A 21,388-nucleotide genomic window follows, 5' to 3' on the forward strand; every position below is an offset into this window, starting at 1 on the left:
AGTGGGAAAACCCACTCTTTAGTAACTTTCTATTTATTAATTCAATTATATCACATATAAAAATTATTTCAAGCAACTAAAAATTAAACAAGCTTATTTGGTTAGTTTCTTGAAAATCATCTAATAAATGATTTTGTTTTAATATTTCAGTTGTACTTTTTCCAGTACCTGTTCTCTTTTTAAAGTCTTCAACTGAAATAAAAGGTCCGTTTTCTCTTTCCAAAACTATTTGCTTAGCGACAGAGTCTCCAACTCCTATAAAAGCCCTTAGCGGTAGTAAAACTTTATTATTTTTTATAGAAAATCTACTTGCCTTAGATTCGTATATATCAGCATTTTCAAACTCGTATCCTCTAGCAAACATCTCAAGAACCACCTCTAATATAGTAATTTGTCCTTTTTCCTTAGTTGTTAGAGTATCCGCTTTTTTTAATTCCTCAACTCTATTTTTAACAGCTTCATATCCTTGAAGCACAAGTTCCCCATCAAAATCATTAAGCTTTATAGTAAAAAAGGTGGCATAGAAAGCCAAAGGATAATTTAATTTAAAATAAGCTATTCTAAAAGACTGCGTTACATATGCAACAGCATGTGCTTTTGGAAACATATATTTGATTTTTTCACAAGACTCAATGTACCATTCAGGAAGAGCTAGATTTTTCATTATACTTTTTTGTTCTTCTGTAAGACCTTTCCCCTTACGTACTTTTTCCATAGTATCAAATGCCATTTTATTTTCGGCACCCGCACGAATTAAATATGTCATAATATCTTCTCTAGTACATATAACATCTGATAATTCTGCTCTCCCATCATTTACTAAACTTTGAGCATTATTTGTCCACACATCAGTTCCATGAGATAACCCAGATATTCTGACTAAATCAGCAAAATTTCTAGGCTCAGTTTCTATTAACATTTGTTTTACAAATCCTGTACCAAATTCTGGAATTCCTAGTGTTCCAGTCTTTGTTTCAAAAATGTCTTCATTTAAACATAGAGCTTCTGCATTTCTAAAAAGACTTAAAGTTTCAGGGTCATTTAAAGGTATTTTGCTTGAATTTATACCTGTAAAATCTTCTAACATCTTTATTATTGTAGGACCGTCATGCCCTAGTATATCAAGCTTAAGAATTTTACCATGAATGAAGTTGTAATCAAAATGTGTAGTTATTACAGTTGAATTTATGTCATCAGCTGGATGTTGGATTGGAGTAAAATCGAAAACTTCTTTACTTTTTGGTACAATCATTACTCCTCCAGGATGTTGTCCAGAAGTTCTTTTAATACCTACTAAATTATTAACTAGCCTATCTATTTCAGCTGAATGAACCGATTGGTTTTCAAAATATTTTCGGACATATCCATAGGCTGTTTTATCTGCTACTGTACCTATTGTACCCGCACGAAATACATAGCCTTCACCAAATAACTCTTCTGTATATTTATGTGCATTTGGTTGATATTCTCCAGCAAAATTCAAATCGATATCAGGTTCTTTGTCTCCATTAAATCCTAAGAATACTTCAAAAGGTATATCATGCCCATCTTTTTTCATCTTTGTTCCACATACAGGACAATTTTTATCTTCAAGGTCTACACCCGAGCCAACTTCTCCATTAGTGAAAAATTCTGAATGTTTACAATTAGGGCATACATAGTGTGGCACAAGAGGGTTTACTTCAGTTATAGATGCCATAGTAGCTGCAAATGATGAGCCTACAGAACCTCTAGATCCTACCAAATATCCATCCCCATTTGATTTAGCAACAAGCTTCTGTGCAATTATATACAACACAGCATAACCATTGTCTATAATACTTTTTAATTCTATTTCAAGTCTATCTTCAACTATCTTAGGTAAAGTTTCACCATATATTTCATGTGCTTTGCTATAGCAGATATTGCGTAAATCATCTTCAGCTCCATCAATAGATGGTGGATAAGTGCCATCTGGTATTGGATTTAATTTTTCAATAGAATCTGCTATTTTATTTGTGTTTTCAACAACTACTTCATAGGATTCTCTTTCTCCTAAATAGCTAAAACTTATAAGCATTTCATCTGTAGTTCTAAAAAAGAAAGTTCTCGGAATATTTGCCCCTCTTACTGGCGGTGTTTGGCTCGATAGTATAATCCTTCTAGTTAAATCATCTTCAGGCTCTAAGTAAAATACATCTCCAGTAGCAACTACCGGAATATTTAAATCCCTTCCCAAATTATAAAGATAAGTATTTATTTCCTCTAAATCTTTCTTATCTTTTACCATTCCATTTTGTATAAGCTCTATATTATCTTCAATAGGTTGCAACTCTATATAGTCAAAAAACTTTGCTATTTCTCTTATCTTACTTTCATCTTCCATATTTAGAACAGCTTCAAACAAAGGTGATTTAGAAGTTCCACTTCCAATTAACAAACCTTCGCGATATTTTTCTATTAAAGATTTAGGAACTTTTGCAACTCGATTAACATATTTTAAATGAGATGCTGAAACTAATTTATATAAATTTTTAAGCCCTATATTATTTTTAACTAAAATAGAAACTGGCGACTCAAAGAGTATTGCCGGATTTATATTGCTAGATAAAATATTTAAATTTGAAATTGCATCTTTATCCTTTGCTAATTCAAGTAATTTTATAAAAACTAAAGCCGTAGCTTGTGCGTCATTTACCGCTCTATGGGCATTGACAAGTGATACTCCAAACTTTTTAGAAAGAGCTCCTAAATTAAATCTTTTCATATCAGGTACTAAAGCCCTAGCTAGATATAAAGTATCAACTACATCGAAATTAAATTTCAAATTATATTTAGTCATATCTCTGCGTATAAATCTTGTATCAAATGCCGCATTATGTGCAACTAGTACAGTATCTTTACAGAAATCATAGAAGTCAAATATAACTTTATCAATCATCGGTTCTTCACTAATTAGAGCCGGTGTAATTCCCGTTAATTTTTGGACCTCTTCTGGTATTGGTCTATTAGGGTTTATTAGTTGAGAAAAATGGTCTATTATAACTCCATCTTTTACTTTTACTGCACCTATTTCTGTAATTTCATCAGTTCTTGGAGAAAAACCTGTGGTTTCAATATCAAAAACTACAAACGTTCTGTTTTCTAAAGATGAGTCATTTGTACACATAAGTATTTTAGGGTCATCATCTATATAATTAGCATCCAATCCGTATAAAACCTTCAAGTCATAATTTTTACTCGCCTCCATCGCCTCAGGAAACCCTTGAACATCAGCGACATCTGTAATAGCAATTGAATTCATGCCAAGAACTTTGGCTCTTTTAGCAAAATCTTTAAATGGATTAATTCCATTCATAGTGCTCATTCTTGTGTGCAATCTCAATTCAACACGCTTGATTTCTTGTTGGTCCACCGGGACTTCTTCCGGAACAATTTCTAAATACCTTATAAATAAAGCTTGGTCTCTTAGGAAATTATCATATTGAGGATTACCAGTAACTAGAATTGTAGTACCTACACTTAAATTAGCATCAAATTCTGCTTTTTTATCTTCCGATAAAAATACTTTCGCATAATAAGAACCTGAATGGTCATTTAATGAAATTGTATATATAAATTTTGAATCCTTTATTTCCTTGATGTCAATTTTGAATATCTTGCCTATTATAGTTACCTTAGGTTGATTTAAATTTACATTAGCTATTTGAGAAATCTCACAAATGTCTTTTTTGCCGTACTTAAATTCTTGTTCTACCACAACCTCTTGTTTAGCCACTTCCCTATAGATTTCTGTATTTTGAATTAAATTCTTTTCAAATTCTTGAATTTCATCTAATTTCTTTTCAAGTTCTTCTTCACTACATATAAAATTTTCTTTTGGCTTTATAAATTCTATTTTATATTCCTTAAATGAAAGTAATTTTTCTCTTAACTTTTCACTTAACCCATTTGATGTCAAAGAGTAATATAACTCCTCTTTAGGAGGAGCTATACTTATACTGCTTTCATTTGTTACGATTTCAATGTCTTGTATACAACTTCTAATAGATGGGCTATATTCTATTAATGTATTAATTACTACGTCTTCAACGGATATAAAGTTAGAAATTTCAAAACTGCAATTAACGTTTAAACCAGATAAATACTTTTGTAACTCAGACTCTAGTAAAGATTTATTTTCGCCAGTTAATTCATCATTACAAAGAAATTCAAATTTAACGCTTAAATTATTTTTATCTAATATACACTTTTTGAATTGAACTTCAGTTTTAGGAAAATTATTTTCTAAATTTAATTCTTTTAATAATTTTTTAAATTCCATAATATACCTACATATTTTCGATTTCTTTTACTAACTCATCTAACAAATTTTCTTCAGAAATTTTTTTGAGTATTACACCTTTTTTAAATAAGATAGCCTCTCCTATACCTCCAGCAATTCCTATATCTGCTTCTCTTGCTTCTCCAGGACCGTTAACGGCACATCCCATAAGTGCTATTTTCAAATTTTTCTTTATAGGAGAAAGTTTCTTTTCAGCTTTTCCCACTAAACTTAACAAATCAATATTTGTTCTTGCACAAGTAGGACATGAAATTATCTCAATACCATCTGTCAAAAGATTTAAAGACTTCAAAATTTCTCTTCCCACCTTTATTTCTTCAACAGGGTCAGATGTTAAAGAAACTCTTATAGTATCTCCTATTCCCTCTCTTAGAAGATATCCTATTCCAACAGCAGACTTAACAGCACCTTGAAATGCTGGACCCGCTTCAGTTATTCCTAAATGTAATGGATAATCGCATATTTTTGAAAACTCACTATAAGAATCTATTGATAAATTAACATTTGAAGCTTTCAGAGAAACTTTAATATCAAAAAAGTTTAAATCTTCTAAAACTTCTATTTCTCTCATAGCTGATTGTACAATAGAATTTGCATTTACCCCTCCCATTTCAGAGAGCAAATCTTTGTGAATTGAACCTGAATTAACACCAATTCTAATAGGGAGTCCATAGTGTTTACAAACTTCAACCACTTCTTTAACTTTATTTTTTTCTCCGATATTTCCGGGGTTTATTCTAATACAATCCGCACCCATCTCAGCACTCATAATTGCTAATCTATGGTCAAACTGTATATCTACTACTACAGGAATATGAATAGATTTTTTTATTTTTTGTATAGCTTCTGCGTCATCCCTATCATTTACAGCAAATCTAATAATGTCGCACCCTGCATTTTCTAATTGTAAAATTTGAGCTACTGTAGACTGTACATCTTTAGTTTTGGTATTTGTCATAGATTGAACTGTAATAGGTGCGTCTCCACCAACAGGAATATTTCCAATCATAATCTGTTTTGTTTGCCTTCTATTAATCATAAAATCACCCATTTATTATTCTGTTTAGATCCCCAAAAATCGTTACATATATCATAATTCCAAATAAAAATGATAAACCTATTAAACTAAGAGAATTTTCAACTTTTTCACTTAATTTTTTACCTGTTATAGACTCAATAAGTAAAAATAAAAATTTTCCGCCATCAAGAGCTGGTATTGGCAATAAATTGATTATAGCTAAATTGGCACTTATTATTCCTAAAATATTTAAAAGATTTAAATATCCTTTAGCTGTTTCTTTACCTATTAAATTTATTACTCCTACTGGCCCTGCTAACATAGATACTTTTGCATCTCCATTAAAAAGCATTTTTATTGTTTTAAATACATCTTTTATAACGGATAGAGTATGCTTAAAAGCAGCTGTAAAAGAACTTAAAAATTTTTTTTGAACTTTAGGAGTAATTCCTATTACATATCTTCCGTCTTTTAACTCTGGTTTAACATTAAATGAAATTTCCTTACCGTCTCTATTAACAACTATTGAAACTTTATCTGTTTTACTTGAAATATTGCTTACTAAATTATCCCAATCTATAATCTCGACATTTTCTATTCTTACAACCCTATCCCCTGTTATCATACCTGCCATTTTTGCTGGTGAATTGTCAATTACATCTTCAACTACATTAGTTCTAACGCCTAAAATTGAAAAAACAATCAAGAATGCTACAACGGCTAATATAAAATTCATAACTACGCCTGCTATAACAACAGCCATTCTTTTAAAAACACTGACATTATTAAAAGCTCTTGGGTCATTGGAATTTTCTTCTTCACCTTCCATAGCAACATATCCACCTACTGGCAACAGTCTTAAACTATATGAAGTTTCTCCTTTTGTAGCACTTACTAGTTTTGGTCCCATACCAATTGAAAATTCATTAACTTTTATATTGCAAAGTTTAGCAACTGTAAAATGACCTAACTCATGTAAGGTTATTACTAACATAAATACTATTATCGATCCAATTAATGTGCTCATATTCCCTCCCAAACTATAAATTATTGACTATATTTAATAGAGAATATATAAGTGGAATTATAAATATAATAGAATCTATCCTATCCATAATTCCTCCATGTCCTGGCAATAAATTGCTATAGTCTTTAATCCCCGTAAGTCTTTTTATCTTTGATGCAAATAAGTCACCGATCTGACACATAACAGATGCCAAGACAATAAATATTACACTCAATATACTCAAATTTAGATTAAAATAGATTAAATAAAATATTGAACAAATAAGACATCCGAGAATTCCACCAATAAAACCTTCTACAGACTTTTTAGGGCTCACACTTTCTAATAATTTTATCCTTCCAAATTTAGAACCTGTAAGATATGCAAATGTATCAGTAGAAAAAGCTATGATAAATACCAAGTATAAAAATGGAGTCTTATCTAAGCTTATTAATAGACTTAAATTTAATGGAATATAATAAAATATTAGTATCGTCATTCCACTATCTACTAAGGATATCTTATTCGAGAAAAGATAAGTAATAGCTAAAACAAAAAAAACTACAATTAAACTACTAAAAATATTTAAATTTAAATTCTGCAAGCCTATTATACCAATTAAACCTACCATAATAGCTATAATATTTAGTTTTATATTTATTAAATTAAGAGCTCTGCTCATTTCATAAATAGCTAAAATAATGACTAATAGAATAGCACCTTTAAGTATAACTCCTCCTATAAATAAAACTATAGAAATAAAAATTAATCCTATTAATGCTGTTATAGCTCTAGTACGTATATCACTCATCAATTCCCCCATAACGCCTACTTCTTTTTTGAAAATCACTTATAGCACTTAGCAAAACTTCTTCTGTAAAATCAGGCCATAATACATCTGAAAACCAAAATTCACTATATGCCAATTGATACAACATAAAATTACTTACTCTTAATTCTCCGGAAGGCCTTATCAAAAGGTCTAATTCATCTTGACCGGAAGTATATAAATAATTCTCAAATATATCTGAAGTAATATCTTCAAGTTTCATATTTCCATTTGAAACTTCTTCTGCAACTAACTTGGTAGCTCTTAAAATTTCATCCCTTCCACCATAATTTAGTCCGATATTTAATATCATTTTATCATTATGCTTTGTTTCATTCAATGCACGCTCAACAGATAATTTTACTTTGGTTGGTAATTGAGAAATATCACCTAAGACATTAATTTTAATATTGTTTTTCTTTATTTTTTCAAGTTGATTTTCTATATAATAAATCAATAAATCCATTAGCTTAGATATTTCTGATTCAGGCCTTTTCCAATTTTCTGTAGAAAAAGCATACAGAGAAAGAGATTTTATTTCTAATTTATAACAAGCTTCTACTATTTCAATAACTCTCTTTGTACCTTCTCTGTGGCCAAAAGTTCTATGAAGCCCTCTTTTTTTTGCCCATCTTCCATTTCCATCCATTATTATACCAATGTGTTTTGGAAGATTACTCATATCAATGCTCATTATTCCTCCATATAAAATTAGGACCCTTTTGGGCCCTAATCTCAAATTTCTAACAATTCACTTTCTTTATCTTTAGTAATCTTGTCAACTTCTTCAATATATTTATCTGTTATTTTTTGAATTTCATCTTCAGCTCTTTTTCTATCGTCTTCAGTTATTTCATTAGATTTTTCTAATTTTTTAATCTCTTCCATAGAATCACGTCTGATGTTTCTAAGAGCGACTTTAGCATTTTCGCTGTTCTTTTTTACAACTTTAATAAGATCTTTACGTCTTTCTTCAGTTAATTGAGGAATTACAAGTCTTACTATTTTCCCATCATTAGATGGTGTTATTCCTAAATCCGATTTTAAAATAGCCTTTTCAATTTCAGGAATAGTATTTGCATCCCAAGGTTGGATTGCAAGTAATCTTGGTTCAGGAGCTGAAATTCCGGCAATTTGGTTAAGCGGTGTTGTTTGTCCATAATAATCAATTGCAATTTTATCTAACAACGTTGGATTTGCCCTACCAGCACGAATACTTTGAAGATCTTCTTTGTAAACTGAAATAGACTTAGACATTTTCTGTTCAGAATCTTTTTTTATATCAGATATCATAATTCTCTCCTTAACGCACTTTTGTGCCCATATTTTTACCTTCAACAACATTTAATATGGAATTTTCTTCATCAATTCCAAAAACTACTAGTGGAATTTGATTATCCATACATAATGAGGTTGCGGTGGTATCCATAATTTTTAACTCTCTATTTAAAATTTCAAGGTATGATAATTCTTTAAACTTTTTAGCATTTGAATTTAATTTAGGGTCACTGTCATAAATTCCATCAACACCTTTTTTAGCTATAAGTATAACTTCAGCATCAATTTCTGCAGCTCTTAAAGCTGCAGTAGTATCAGTAGAAAAATACGGACTACCTGTTCCTGCTGCAAAAATTACTACTCTCCCTTTTTCAAGGTGTCTTATAGCTCTTCTTCTTATATATGGCTCAGCCACATCTTTCATTTCTATAGCAGTTTGAACCCTTGTCATTACCCCCAAATTTTCAAGAGAATCTTGAAAAGCAAGAGCATTCATAACAGTTCCTAACATACCCATATAGTCAGAAGTAGCTCTATCCATATCAGCTGAATCTCTGCCTCTCCAGAAATTTCCGCCGCCTACTACAACACTAGTTTCAACACCCAAGGCATGAATTGCTTTAATTTGCTCAGAAATTTTTTTAACGGTCGGAATATCAATTCCAACTCCTCTATCGCCTGCCAAAGCTTCTCCTGATAACTTTAAAACAACTCTTTTATATTTAGGCTCCATGTCGGCTCCTTATTGTCCTATTTGCTTTGCAACTTCTTCTGCAAAATCTTCTTCTCTCTTTTCAAGTCCTTCGCCAACTTCATATCTAACAAATCTTCTTACACTAATTTTTTCTCCAATTTTAGCAGAGATATTGTTTAATAAATCTTGAACTTTAACATCAGGGTCTTTTATGAATTTTTGGTCTAAAAGTACGATCTCTTCATAAAATTTTTCAAGTCTTCCAGCAACCATCTTTTCAACTATCTTTTCAGGTTTTCCTTCATTTAAAGCTTGTTCTGTAAGAACTTTCTTTTCATGTTCAAGAGCATCTTGAGGAACTTCTTCACGAGTTACATATTTAGGGTTTACAGCTGCAATTTGCATAGCTATATCTTTTACAAAACTCTTAAATTCATCATTTTTAGCTACGAAATCAGTCTCAGTGTTTACTTCTACTAAAACTCCAATTCTTCCACCGTGAATGTAAGATTCTACAATACCTTCACTTGCAATTCTTCCTGATTTTTTAGCAACAGAAGACAACCCTTTTTCTCTTAAAAGGTCTACGGCTTTGTTTATATCGCCATTTGCCTCTTGTAATGCTTTCTTACAATCCATCATACCTGCTGATGTCTTGTCTCTTAATTCTTTGATTAATGCTGCTGTTATTTCCATAATTTACCTCCTAAAAAAGAGAGTTCAAAGACAAGCTTTAGAACTCTCAAAATTAATTACGCTTCTATATTTTCTACAGTATCCTCTGCTTGAGATTCTTCATTTTTAACTTCTTCAGATTCTTCTTTAACTGCATCTTCAGAAAAATCTACATTTTGAGTACCTTGTTTACCTTCTAATACTGCGTTTGCCATTGTTTCAGTTATTAGCTTTACAGCCCTAATAGCATCGTCATTTCCTGGAATTGGAAAATCAATTTCATCAGGATCACAGTTAGTATCAATAATTCCTATTACAGGAATTCCTAAAATATGAGCTTCTTTTACAGCTATTCTCTCTTTACGTGGGTCAACTACAAATATAGCGTCTGGAATTCTACCCATATCTTTAATTCCACCAAGGAACTTTTCTAATTTTTCTCCTTCGTGTCTTATTTGTATAACTTCTTTTTTAGGAAGAGCTTCAAAAGTTCCATCCTCTTCCATTTCTTCTATTCTATGAAGTCTATCTATTCTTTTTCTTATTGTTTGATAGTTAGTTAAAAGACCCCCTAACCATCTTTGATTGATAAATGGCATTTCACATCTCTTAGCTTCTTTTTCTATAGCATCTTGAGCTTGTTTTTTAGTACCTACAAAAAGAATAGTACCGCCATCAGCTGAAATCTCTCTAATAAATTCATAAGCTTCATTTATTTTCTTTACTGTTTTTTGAAGGTCTATTATATAAATACCGTTTCTTTGAGTAAATATAAATCTAGCCATCTTAGGATTCCATCTTCTTGTTTGATGCCCAAAGTGAACACCTGCTTCTAATAAGTTTTTCATTGCTACTACTGACAAAAAAAATTCCCCCTTTGTTTATATCCTCCACCTTAATCATCTGTAATTGAGGACATTTCTGCAACTCTCAATACATCAAAAGGTGTGTGTAGTAAATCATCGGTTACAAGTATAGCATATAAGTTAGTATTCATCAAGAAAAAAATCCTGTTAAAAACAGGATTAATAATCTAATTCTTTTGAATTGTAAATAATATACGAAAGTAATACAAATATAATTAAAATCACTAAATTTATTCCTATTCCTGCAATATCAAACTCTTCTTTTACAAAAAATACTGGGTTAAAAATTTCCAAAGTGAATTTTTCCACAACCACTTTAAAAGTAGCGCCGTATACTTTTCCAAAAACTGTTATTAATAATGTAAGTAATACAAATAAAATTGATGTGCCTTCAGTGAAATTAGTGGATTTAGACATAGAACTGAAAAATAATCCTACGCTCATAAACACTAACCCTCCAATAAACATTCCACCAAATATTTTTGCTATTGCAAATATTGCCATTTGCATGTTCACTTCTACTTCCATGTGTATGACATATACTATTCCAAAAGTTACAAGAGCTAATGAGAACAACATAATAAAATATGTTAACATATTTGCTAAAAACTTTTGAGTTACTATTTCACTTCTGGAAATAGGATTTGAGTATATATAACCTATTGAGCCTTGTGCTTGTTCTTTAGCTAGAGAATTTGCACCTAGTTGCATTGCAAACATTACAATAAATACAAATACATATTGAAATATAAATCCTAAATAGTCTGAAATATCTGTATAGTCTATACCCTTTTTAAATCCTAATATATTTTTTAAATTCTCAGAAAGAGATGAAAGAAAGCTATCAAAAATACTTTTCATATTTACATCTAACATCAGTATATAAATAGACATTAACAACCCCGTCAGAATTGAAATAACTAATAACCAAGCAAAAAGTTTTGAAAGATTAGATTTTACTTCTCTAGAAAAAATCATTTTTGCACCCCTTCCTCAGATACATCCTCGGGTTCCTTAATAACCTCTCCATCCTTTAAAATTGTTCCTTTAGGAGCTATTTGGATAGCATCATCATTGATATTTTCTGAAACAATATTAACATCATTTTCTCGATTTTCAGGAACATTTATATTTACTTCAACTTCTGTTTCTGTTTCAATTGCACTTTCTATATTTTCATTTTTGGTCGAAAGGTTTCTATGATAATTAACTTCTATTTCATATGCATTTTCAGTATCATAATAAGCTGCAATTTTATCTCTAAGAGATGAATTTTCAATTGTATAATCATCTATCATATGTCTGTTAATTACATTTGATAATAAATTCATATCTTTATCATAATAAAATATTTTTTCATACGGAGAATTTTTTAATAGAATAGCTCCTATTTCAGTAAATGGAGTTAAATCCGAAATGTTTGTATGAATTCTTATTAATTTATCATTTGAAATCTTATCCTTTAAATATTCTATATCTCTTACCTTTCCATCATACAAATAAGCTGCTCTATCACAATATCTTTGAGCTTCCATTAAACTATCTGTAATCATAAAGACAGTTAGTCCTTCACTTTCTTTTAAATAATTCAAATGATCAAAAAGAATAGAAACCTGGTCACTGGATAATCCTTTAGATGGTTCATCCATTACTATTAACCTTGGTTTTATAATAAGAGAATTTATAACAGCAAAAAGTTTTTTTTCTGATTCTGTCATTTCAGAAAATCTTAATCTTTGGTTAAAATTAAAAAGTTCCAATAATTTATCCAACTCTTCTGTATTTTGTAAATTATGAGCAGATAAAGTTTTCTTAAATAAATATGATGCTCTAACATTTTCATTAAATACAACTTCTTCTGGAATATATGAAACACTTTCCTTTATATATTTAGAATCTTTAGTACAATCCATATCATAAACCATCGCTTGTCCTTTTGCAGGTTTAAGATAATTAAATATTATTCTAGCTATTGTAGTCTTTCCAGCCCCTTCGAGTCCTAAAAGTGCAAAAAATTCACCCTCCAAAACTTCTAAGTCGAGGTTTTGAAATACCTTTTTTTTGCCCATTCTCTTCGTCAAATCACTTATGACTATAGCACTCATTACATTCACCTCTTTTAAATTTATTAATTTTATTATAATATATTTCTTAGATAAAACCAATTAAATTGTAAATTTAAATAAACTAATGAAAGAGGATAAAAATGAAACTAGGAATTGTAGGATTACCTAATGTTGGTAAATCAACACTTTTTAATGCTTTAACAAAAGCTGGAGCTGAAGCTGCAAATTATCCATTTGCCACTATTGAACCAAACGTTGGAGTTGTAAGTGTTCCAGATGAAAGACTTAATGTTCTTTCTAAAATGAGCAACTCAGCTAAAATCATACCTGCACATATAGAATTTTTTGATATAGCTGGACTTGTTAAAGGTGCGAGCAAAGGCGAAGGATTGGGCAATCAATTTTTAGCAAATATTAGAGAAGTTGATGCTATAGTACATGTAGTAAGATGTTTTGACAATGACAATGTTATTCACGTTGATGGTTCAGTTGACCCATTAAGAGATATAGAAAATATAAATTTAGAACTTATTTTTTCTGACTTAGAGCAAATTGAAAAAAGACTACAAAAAACAGAAAAACAATTAAAAGGAGATAGAACTTTAGCCCCTGAAGTTGAATTACTAAAAAAACTAAAAGATATTTTAGAATCTGGTTCACCCGCTAGAAACTTAGATATATCTGATGAGGAGAAAAAAATTCTTAAAAATTATCAATTACTTAGTGATAAAAGTGTTATATATGTTGCAAACATATCCGAAGATGAAGTTAGCAGTGACGAAGAAAATGAATTAGTAAAAAAAGTTAGAGAGTTTGCTAAAAAACAAAACGATGAAGTTGTTGCTATCAGTTGTGAAATAGAATCTCAAATCCAATCTTTAGATGATGATGAAAAAGAAATGTTTATGGAAGAACTAGGCCTTGAAAGTGCAGGTTTAGATAAATTAATTAAATCAAGTTATAAACTTTTAGGTCTTATCTCTTACCTAACTACTGGAGAAATGGAAACACGTGCTTGGACTATAGTAGATGGCACTAAAGCTCCTGGTGCTGCTGGTAAAATTCATACTGATTTTGAAAGAGGTTTTATAAAAGCAGACATAATATCATATGAAGACCTTGTAAAATCTGGTTCTATGACTGAAGCAAGAGAAAAAGGGCTTATCAGAAGTGAAGGAAAAGAATATGTAATGAAAGATGGAGATGTGGTAAATTTTAAATTTAATGTTTAACTTTTTTGAAACACTGTAATTTACTAGGATTGTGATGTCTACTTGATTTGACATCACTTTTCTTTTTCGAAATTTATCGAAATTTGTCGAAATTTTGCGAAATTTTCGAACCCGTTGCACAACGGTTGCACAACATTCTGAAAATAAAAAATAGCCAAAGGATTATTCCTCGGTTTAAATAATTATATTTAATATTCTTAATATTATTAACATATTAATCACCTTAATCTTAATTTAAATTTTCTTTATATCATATATTTATACTTTCTTTTAAAAAACCATCCAAAATAGTTGCACTAATTTTAATTATACTCTCTACTTTGGATGGGTTATATCACTTTGTATTATTTTGCATATTTATATAATTTTACTGAACGTTCTAGAATCCCTGGTGTTTTATTAAAATCTATTGTCTCTATTCCATCATAAAAATTTACAACTTTATAAACTTTTCCCGAAGTATCATAATAATAATTCATAATTTGATTTGATTTTAATTCAGATATTAAGTGTATCCTTCCTCTAAAATCCTGCATAATTTTTATGTTTCCATTATCTATCTTTTTTTCTTTAATATTTACATATTCTGAGTAAGAGTTCACAATGCAGTGAACATCTGTTCCGAACAATAGTTTGCTGTAGTATGCCTCTGTAAATTTTTGAGGAATTGAATAACTAAATAAATTTGAATTATTAATTTGTTTTCTTATGTTTTGTAAATCTATTTCCTTTTGGTCCAATATATTAACAAAAGCCAAATGATCCAACATTTCAAGACCTAGATTTTTTAAAACTATCATATTTTGATACAAGCTCATAAGTCTATCTTTTGATTCTATTTGTACTTTACTTTTCAAAAAATAATTTGTTGTAGTGTTGTAGTATTTTAAAATCCCATTATATTTATATGCTTCAAAATTACTTCTAAGAAGATTATAATTCACTTCTCTTATAAGATAGTCATTTTGTAATATACTAGAAATTAGTAAGTCTGACTTTGCACTTTCTAAATCTCTAACTTTATCATTAAAATAAAAAGAATTTATTATATTATCTTTATCCTGAGCTCCCAGTTTTTTTATGTTTAATACATTAAAATCTAAAGCCATAGGATAGGATATATAATCATCATATTTATTAGCTTCATAGTCATACTCTGGAACTAAATTTTCCATAGTCTTTCTTCTATTGCTAATTTTATTCAATTTTTCCTCCAAGTTAGATAAATTGTCTTTAAATTTATTATTTTCTTTTTTTACCTTTAAAATGTCAGTTTTGTACTTAGCATTTTCTACTGATATATTTGTGTTTACAAATTTAAAATTTTCTTTTGCAAAAAATAATAATACACATCCCGACAATATAAATAAAATACTAAATATTTTTTTAGAAGTACTACTCAGACTTTTCATAAGTTTCACCCGTCAATTTTTCAATTACTGCTTGATTTTCGTAATATTTTTTAACTAATTCTTCTGTTTTATATACAAGCTCATTCAAATTTGTACTAGTCAAAGTTCCTGTATTAAAACTAAAGTCTTCTAAAGTCTTGTATAATTGATATGTTGTTAAAACATTGTTATATAAAGAGTTTAAATTATCTGGCATATCAGTTAAGTCATGAGAAATTTCATACAAATTATCTGAATACATTGTCGTCAAAAAAAGTAGTATGTTATTAAATTTAGATTCATTATTTAAAGAATTTAAATATGATATTGTTCCACTCTTCTTTGCCTCTTTTATAAAATTGTCAATATCTAAACTAGAATATAAATCAGGTTTTAATTGTTCGCTAATTTCTCTACTATCTAATGACAACACTTGAGCAACTAAACCTGTGTAATCTTCTGCCTCATAATATGACCCATCAAAATAATGGATATATTTTTTAAGTTCCTCTCTTAAGTCATTTTTTATCTTGTTATTTTCATCAACTAATCTTTTTACTTCTTCTTGGACTAATTCATCATCTTCTTTTAGATAATCAAAACCATAAATAGTTAAGAATTCTATTGATTTATCATTTAATTCTTTTTCCTTTTCTTTTTTTAATTCTGAATTTAGCTTTACTTCGTCTTCTATACTTTGTAGTTCTTTTTTTAAAGACTCCAAATTATTTAATTCTGACAAATAACTACTGTATTTCATTTTAGAATAAGCAAAAATAACACTAGTAGTTATTAAAAATATTATGGAGAAATTCAATAGAGTCTGAAATGATTTTTTTTTACTCATAACTAATCTTCCTTATTTTTATCTCAGAATTAGTGTTTTTTAAATTTCCATCTATTTTTCTTATTACAGAATAACTAATAGCTATAGATATTAAACCTATTAAAAAACACCAAATTTGCTTTGATTCCCCCAGAATTACAAAGGATGTAATCACACTAATTATAAATGTAATGAGAGGAACTCCATATACTAAACTAATATATCCTAAAACTTTAGACGAATTGATTTCTAATTCTACTCTATCTCCAATTTCAGCTTCAATTGTATTTAATAATCTTAGAGTTTCAGCCTTTGATCCACAATGTGCGCCACAGCTTTCACAACTTCCACCACAAGCACTTTCTCTAATGCTTACTATATCTAAGTAATCTCCATCAACATTTATAACAATGCCTGAATTTTTCAATTCCAACACCTCCTAAAATGTCAGTCTATTACCTTTACATGAACCTCTTTAAGTTGTTTTTCAGATACAGTTGCCGGTGCTCCTGTCAATAAATCTGTAGCTGATTGAGTCTTTGGAAAAGCTATTACATCTCTGATATTTGATGAATCTGTGAATAACATAATTAATCTGTCAAGCCCATAAGCTATTCCTCCATGAGGTGGAGCGCCATACTTAAACGCATCAATTAAGAATCCAAATTTTTCTTCAGCCTCTTCACTTGTAAAACCTAAAGCATTAAACATTTTTTCTTGGATTTGTGGGTCATTTATTCTAATACTCCCACCACCCATTTCATCTCCATTTATTACGATATCATATGCTTTAGCTCTGCAATTTTTAGGGTCTGATTCTAATTTTTCTATATCTTCGTCCATTGGTGCAGTGAAAGGATGGTGTTTAGCTACATATCTCTCTTCTTCTTTATCATATTCGAAAAGAGGGAATTCAGTAATCCATAGTAGTTCGTATGAATCAGGTTTTATTAAATCCATATCTCTTGCAACCTTGTTACGAAGATTACCCAAACTATCGAATACAACTTCTTCTTCATCGGCTACAAAAACTAATAAATCTCCATCTTCTCCTTTAAGTTTTTCTATTAAAGAATTTAATGTATCTTCACTTATAAATTTTACAATGGGAGAAGATACTTCCCCATTTTCAAGTTTTATCCACGCTAATCCTTTAGCTCCATAAGTTTTAACGAACTCTTCAAGCTTCGAAATTTGTTTTCTTGAATACTGATCAGCTCCACCTTTAATGTTAATACCTCTGATAGAACCAGTTTCAACTTGAGAATCAAACACTTTAAATCCTGAATTTCTAACTTGTTCTTTAACATCCACAAGTTCTAGACCAAATCTTAAATCGGGTTTATCTACTCCAAATCGATCCATTGATTCTCTATAACTTATTCTTTTAAGCGGTAAAGTTATATCTACTCCAACCATTTCCTTAAAAGCATACTTTAAAAATCTTTCATTAATTTCCATTACGTCTTCTATGTCAACAAAACTCATTTCAGTATCTATTTGAGTAAACTCAGGTTGTCTATTAGCTCTTAAGTCTTCATCTCTAAAACACTTAGTTATTTGAAAATATCTATCAAATCCAGAGCACATCAAAAGTTGTTTCATCAACTGTGGTGATTGTGGAAGAGCATAAAATTGTCCTTCGTTAATTCTTGAAGGCACTAAATAATCTCTAGCTCCCTCAGGTGTTGGTTTAGTAAGCATAGGAGTTTCAACTTCAATAAATCCTTCTGCTGAATAGAAATCTCTTGTTACCTTATAGAATTTAGACCTTGCAAACAATTTTTTTTGCATTGAAGGTTTTCTCAAATCTAATGACCTATATTTTAGTCTCATATTTTCTGAAACATTGTCATCATCTTTTATATATATAGGTGGAACTTCAGATTTATTTAAAATTCTTAATTCATTTGCTAAAATTTCAACTTTTCCAGTAGGAATTTTAGCATTTATTGAAGATCTTTCTCTTACCGTTCCTTTAACAGCTACTACAAATTCAGATCTCAATCCTGTAGCTTTTGCAAACAATTCTTTATCTACTGTATCATCAAAAACTACTTGAACTATTCCCTCTCTATCTCTTACATCTGTAAATACTATTGAACCTAAATTTCTCTCTTTTGAAATCCAGCCCATTATAACTACTTCATTTCCGATTAGATTCTCTCTAACTTCGCCACAATAATGGGACCTCTTTAAACCAGTTAACTTATCAGCCATTTATTCCTCCATATTAAAAACTCGTCCCTTGGGACGAGTGGTCTTTTATTTCTTAGTAAGCCCTCTTGACCCCTGACGTAGTCAGGTAGGTACTAAACAATTCAATTATATTATTTTATATTCTGCATGTCAATTTTAGCATATTCTATTTTCTACTTTATCTTTAAGTACTTCCAAATCAGTTTTATTCATTTTTGAAAGTTCATCAAATAAAAATCCAGCTCCCTTATCCATTCCTTGACAACCTGCAAGTAATAAAACATCACCATCATTTACATCATCTAAAGTTACTCTTATAGCTTCTGATAAAGTATCTATTATTTCAAAATTCATATCATGTTCAGACATAGTATTTTTAAATACTTCTAATTCTTCATCTAATACAATATCTTTTTTACCCACAACATCTTTACTCAAAGTTGCAATTACTTTATCAAGCCCTAAATCTTTAAACCATTGGACCATTCTCTCTGATGTTTCTCTGTTTAATTCGACCCCTCTACTACCTCTTATTGCATATAAAACATGTAAATTTTTATATTTCATTTGTTTTAAAGTATCTAAGGTTACATCTATATTTCTAACATTGGCAAAATGGTCATCTAGAACTTTAAAAGAACCGTCATAAATCATTTCACATCTTCTCTCAACACCAGAGAATAACTTTAGAGCTTTTATTATAATTTCCTTATCTATTCCCTCTAACAATGCCACTATTATAGCAGCAACAGCATTCATAACTGATGAGTATCCAGAAGCTGACAATTCAATATCGAATTTTTCAGGCTTAATTTTTATTCCGTTAAATTCTATTTCTTTTAAAACTTCAAACGTAAACTTCCCAAATCCGGTACTTAAATCTAAATCTTTTATAGTACAATCATAAGCCGAATTTTTTAGAGAATACGCTACAACTTGTCCCTTAGTTTCATCTTTTAATTTTGCAATTTCATCAAAATCCATATTTAAAACACAAGCTGTCTTATCTTTAGCCTCTCTTATCAATTTAGATTTAAATTTATAGTAATTTTCAAAACTTCCATGTTGGTCAATATGTTCTCTTGAAAAATTGTTAAAAGTAACAATGTTAAAATCTATATTTTTATTTCTATATAACTCTTGAGCTGAAGAAGAAACTTCCATAGTAACTTTTTTTATCTTATTCTCAACCATATCTGATAGATATCTTTGTAAATCATAAGATTCAGGTGTAGTTAATATTGATGGGACCATTACGTCAGCATATTTTGTATAAACAGTTCCTATTATTCCTGTTTTATAACCAGCTAACCTGTATATAGTATCCAACATAAAAGATGTAGTAGTCTTTCCATTAGTAGCAGTTATCCCAACCATATTTAACTTTTCTGACGGACTATTAAAATATCTATTAGATAAATCTGCTAATGCAATTCTTGAATTTTCAACTTTAATTTGTGGAATATCAACGTCTACATAATCTTCCACAACAGCAACTACTGCACCTTTTTCATATGCATTCTTAACATATTTATGTCCATCAGTTACATATCCCTTAGTAGCAACAAATAAATCTCCAGATTCTACATCATTAGAATTATATCTAATGTTTTTTATATCTAAATTTTCAATTCCTAGTTTACTAAAATCATCTATTAATTGATTTAATCTCATTTCCCACTCCTATATCTATCAAATAGAACTTTTAATTTTTTAGCAGAAACTTCTTTGTTTCTCAATAAATATTCTCGCATACTTCTAAAATTTGATATCTGTTCAAATTTTTTACTATTTATATGAAGTTTAGAAGTTGCTCCCATTCCAAACCCCCATATATCATGTAATTCCTGTATCATCATAATATTATAAACACATTCATGCCTTTTTATAGAATAACCTATATTTTCATTACCACCAATAATACGTTTTTGTCTGTATAAATAATATGGATTATACCTATTTTCTTTTAACCTATTTATAATTTTATTATTAAAGTTTAAATCAAAACTTGATACATTTTGATTATTTAAATAATCTGTTCCATTTTTTAATGCTAACGAATGAACAGTTATATTGGTTGGATTTAATTTTATCACACTCTCTAGTGAATTTATGAAGTCCTCTTCTGTTTCATCTTCTAACCCGATAATCAAATCCATATTTATATCTTTAAATTTTGGCTTGGCTTTATTATAACACTCTATAAGCTCTTCTATGGAGTTTATTCTATTTATCGACTTAACTGTCTTTAAATTCATAGATTGAGGATTTATACTTATTCTATTAACTTCATTATTTGATAGCATTTCAATCATTTCATCAGTGAGTGTTTCAACCCTTCCAGCCTCTACTGTAAATTCTTTTGTATCTCCAAAGCTATCCTTTAGAATTTCTATAATATTATTTAAGTTGTTAACACCTATTGAAGTAGGTGTTCCTCCACCTATATAAATACTACTTGGATTTTTATTCAAATATTTAGATTCGAATTCTATTTCTTCGATAAGTTTATTTACATAATCTTCAACCATACTAGATTTACTATTTAATGTATGATATGAACAATAAGTGCATTTACTAGGACAAAATGGTATGTGAACATACACACTATAATTATCTATATTTTCACTTATTATATCCTTTTGAATATTTAAAATTTCATAAGCTAAATTAATTTTTTCATCTGCTACAGAATATTCTTTCTTCAAATAATTTCTAACACCTTCTTCATCTCTATCCTTAAGAAGATTATAGATTAATTTTAAAGGACGTATTCCATGAAGAACTCCCCATTTCGGAACTTCTAATTGATTTTCTTTCAGTTGATTAATTAACTCCAACTTTAAATATCTTTGTAAATTTGTTGATTTTTTTATAGGAATTATAAAGTTATACTCATCACTATTTATCTTTAATAACTCATCTTCTATTTTTACACACATAAAATTTCCCCTCTCATATGAGGGAAATATTATTCTTAAAAA

Annotated in this window: 18 protein-coding genes; 1 reads left to right on the forward strand and 17 read right to left on the reverse strand. The window is 29.4% G+C overall.

The features are described 5' to 3' along the window. Positions 1-76: 76 nt before the first annotated feature. From DYE58_RS09450 to DYE58_RS09500, 11 genes are all read right to left on the reverse strand, one after another. Entirely contained in the window at positions 77-4,303 is a 4,227-nt protein-coding gene (locus DYE58_RS09450; protein WP_004821577.1) for a PolC-type DNA polymerase III, read from the reverse strand. A 7-nt stretch (positions 4,304-4,310) separates the two neighbouring features. After that, complete coding sequence (gene ispG / locus DYE58_RS09455) at positions 4,311-5,363, reverse strand: flavodoxin-dependent (E)-4-hydroxy-3-methylbut-2-enyl-diphosphate synthase (RefSeq protein ID WP_040552661.1); 1,053 nt, start codon at positions 5,361-5,363, stop codon at positions 4,311-4,313. A 4-nt stretch (positions 5,364-5,367) separates the two neighbouring features. Beyond that, entirely contained in the window at positions 5,368-6,369 is a 1,002-nt protein-coding gene (rseP, locus tag DYE58_RS09460) for an RIP metalloprotease RseP (RefSeq protein ID WP_115312245.1), read from the reverse strand. 13 nt (positions 6,370-6,382) lie between these two features. Beyond that, entirely contained in the window at positions 6,383-7,159 is a 777-nt protein-coding gene (locus DYE58_RS09465; RefSeq protein WP_172463330.1) for a phosphatidate cytidylyltransferase, read from the reverse strand. Further along, entirely contained in the window at positions 7,152-7,871 is a 720-nt protein-coding gene (locus DYE58_RS09470) for an undecaprenyl pyrophosphate synthase (protein ID WP_040552664.1), read from the reverse strand. The genes DYE58_RS09465 and DYE58_RS09470 overlap by 8 nt, the downstream gene beginning before the upstream one ends. Before the next feature lie 41 nt (positions 7,872-7,912). Beyond that, positions 7,913-8,470 carry a ribosome recycling factor gene (gene frr / locus DYE58_RS09475; protein WP_040552666.1) on the reverse strand — a complete coding sequence of 186 codons (558 nt, stop codon included), beginning with the start codon at positions 8,468-8,470 and terminating at the stop codon, positions 7,913-7,915. Between the two features lie 10 nt (positions 8,471-8,480). After that, entirely contained in the window at positions 8,481-9,188 is a 708-nt protein-coding gene (gene pyrH / locus DYE58_RS09480; RefSeq protein ID WP_004821593.1) for a UMP kinase, read from the reverse strand. A gap of 9 nt (positions 9,189-9,197) precedes the next feature. Continuing rightward, positions 9,198-9,845 carry a translation elongation factor Ts gene (gene tsf, locus DYE58_RS09485; RefSeq protein ID WP_004821594.1) on the reverse strand — a complete coding sequence of 216 codons (648 nt, stop codon included), beginning with the start codon at positions 9,843-9,845 and terminating at the stop codon, positions 9,198-9,200. 56 nt (positions 9,846-9,901) lie between these two features. Beyond that, positions 9,902-10,687: a 30S ribosomal protein S2 gene (gene rpsB, locus DYE58_RS09490; protein ID WP_040552669.1), complete on the reverse strand. Its 786-nt coding sequence runs from the start codon at positions 10,685-10,687 to the stop codon at positions 9,902-9,904. 162 nt (positions 10,688-10,849) lie between these two features. Then, positions 10,850-11,668 carry an ABC transporter permease subunit gene (locus DYE58_RS09495; RefSeq protein ID WP_115312247.1) on the reverse strand — a complete coding sequence of 273 codons (819 nt, stop codon included), beginning with the start codon at positions 11,666-11,668 and terminating at the stop codon, positions 10,850-10,852. Beyond that, positions 11,665-12,795, reverse strand: a complete 1,131-nt coding sequence (locus DYE58_RS09500) for an ATP-binding cassette domain-containing protein (RefSeq protein ID WP_115312248.1) — start codon at positions 12,793-12,795, stop codon at positions 11,665-11,667. Before DYE58_RS09500 ends, DYE58_RS09495 begins: the two co-directional genes overlap by 4 nt. 101 nt (positions 12,796-12,896) lie before the next feature. Between DYE58_RS09500 and ychF the strand changes: the two genes are divergently transcribed. Beyond that, a complete protein-coding gene (ychF, locus tag DYE58_RS09505) occupies positions 12,897-13,988 on the forward strand; it encodes a redox-regulated ATPase YchF (RefSeq protein ID WP_115312249.1) in 1,092 nt (363 codons plus the stop codon). A gap of 344 nt (positions 13,989-14,332) precedes the next feature. On the opposite strand, the gene DYE58_RS09510 is transcribed toward ychF, so the two are convergent. The 6 genes from DYE58_RS09510 to hemZ all read right to left on the reverse strand — a co-directional run bounded on the left by DYE58_RS09510 (position 14,333) and on the right by hemZ (position 21,346). Beyond that, positions 14,333-15,400, reverse strand: coding sequence for a hypothetical protein (locus tag DYE58_RS09510; RefSeq protein ID WP_115312250.1), 1,068 nt, complete (start codon positions 15,398-15,400; stop codon positions 14,333-14,335). After that, positions 15,384-16,139 (reverse strand): hypothetical protein, encoded by a 756-nt coding sequence (locus DYE58_RS09515; protein WP_147285880.1) that lies wholly within the window; start codon positions 16,137-16,139, stop codon positions 15,384-15,386. Before DYE58_RS09515 ends, DYE58_RS09510 begins: the two co-directional genes overlap by 17 nt. Positions 16,140-16,218: 79 nt before the next feature. Beyond that, complete coding sequence (locus DYE58_RS09520) at positions 16,219-16,632, reverse strand: SoxR reducing system RseC family protein (protein ID WP_040552682.1); 414 nt, start codon at positions 16,630-16,632, stop codon at positions 16,219-16,221. A 20-nt stretch (positions 16,633-16,652) separates the two neighbouring features. Next, positions 16,653-18,425, reverse strand: a complete 1,773-nt coding sequence (gene aspS / locus DYE58_RS09525; protein WP_004821618.1) for an aspartate--tRNA ligase — start codon at positions 18,423-18,425, stop codon at positions 16,653-16,655. 135 nt (positions 18,426-18,560) lie between these two features. Next, complete coding sequence (locus tag DYE58_RS09530; protein ID WP_004821621.1) at positions 18,561-20,078, reverse strand: Mur ligase family protein; 1,518 nt, start codon at positions 20,076-20,078, stop codon at positions 18,561-18,563. After that, the gene (gene hemZ, locus DYE58_RS09535) at positions 20,075-21,346 is read right to left on the reverse strand and encodes a coproporphyrinogen dehydrogenase HemZ (protein ID WP_172463331.1); all 1,272 of its coding nucleotides are present in this window, start codon (positions 21,344-21,346) and stop codon (positions 20,075-20,077) included. Before hemZ ends, DYE58_RS09530 begins: the two co-directional genes overlap by 4 nt. Between the last annotated feature and the right edge of the window lie 42 nt (positions 21,347-21,388).

It is taken from the genome of Peptoniphilus indolicus, assembly GCF_900454665.1.
GTDB lineage: Bacteria > Bacillota > Clostridia > Tissierellales > Peptoniphilaceae > Peptoniphilus > Peptoniphilus indolicus.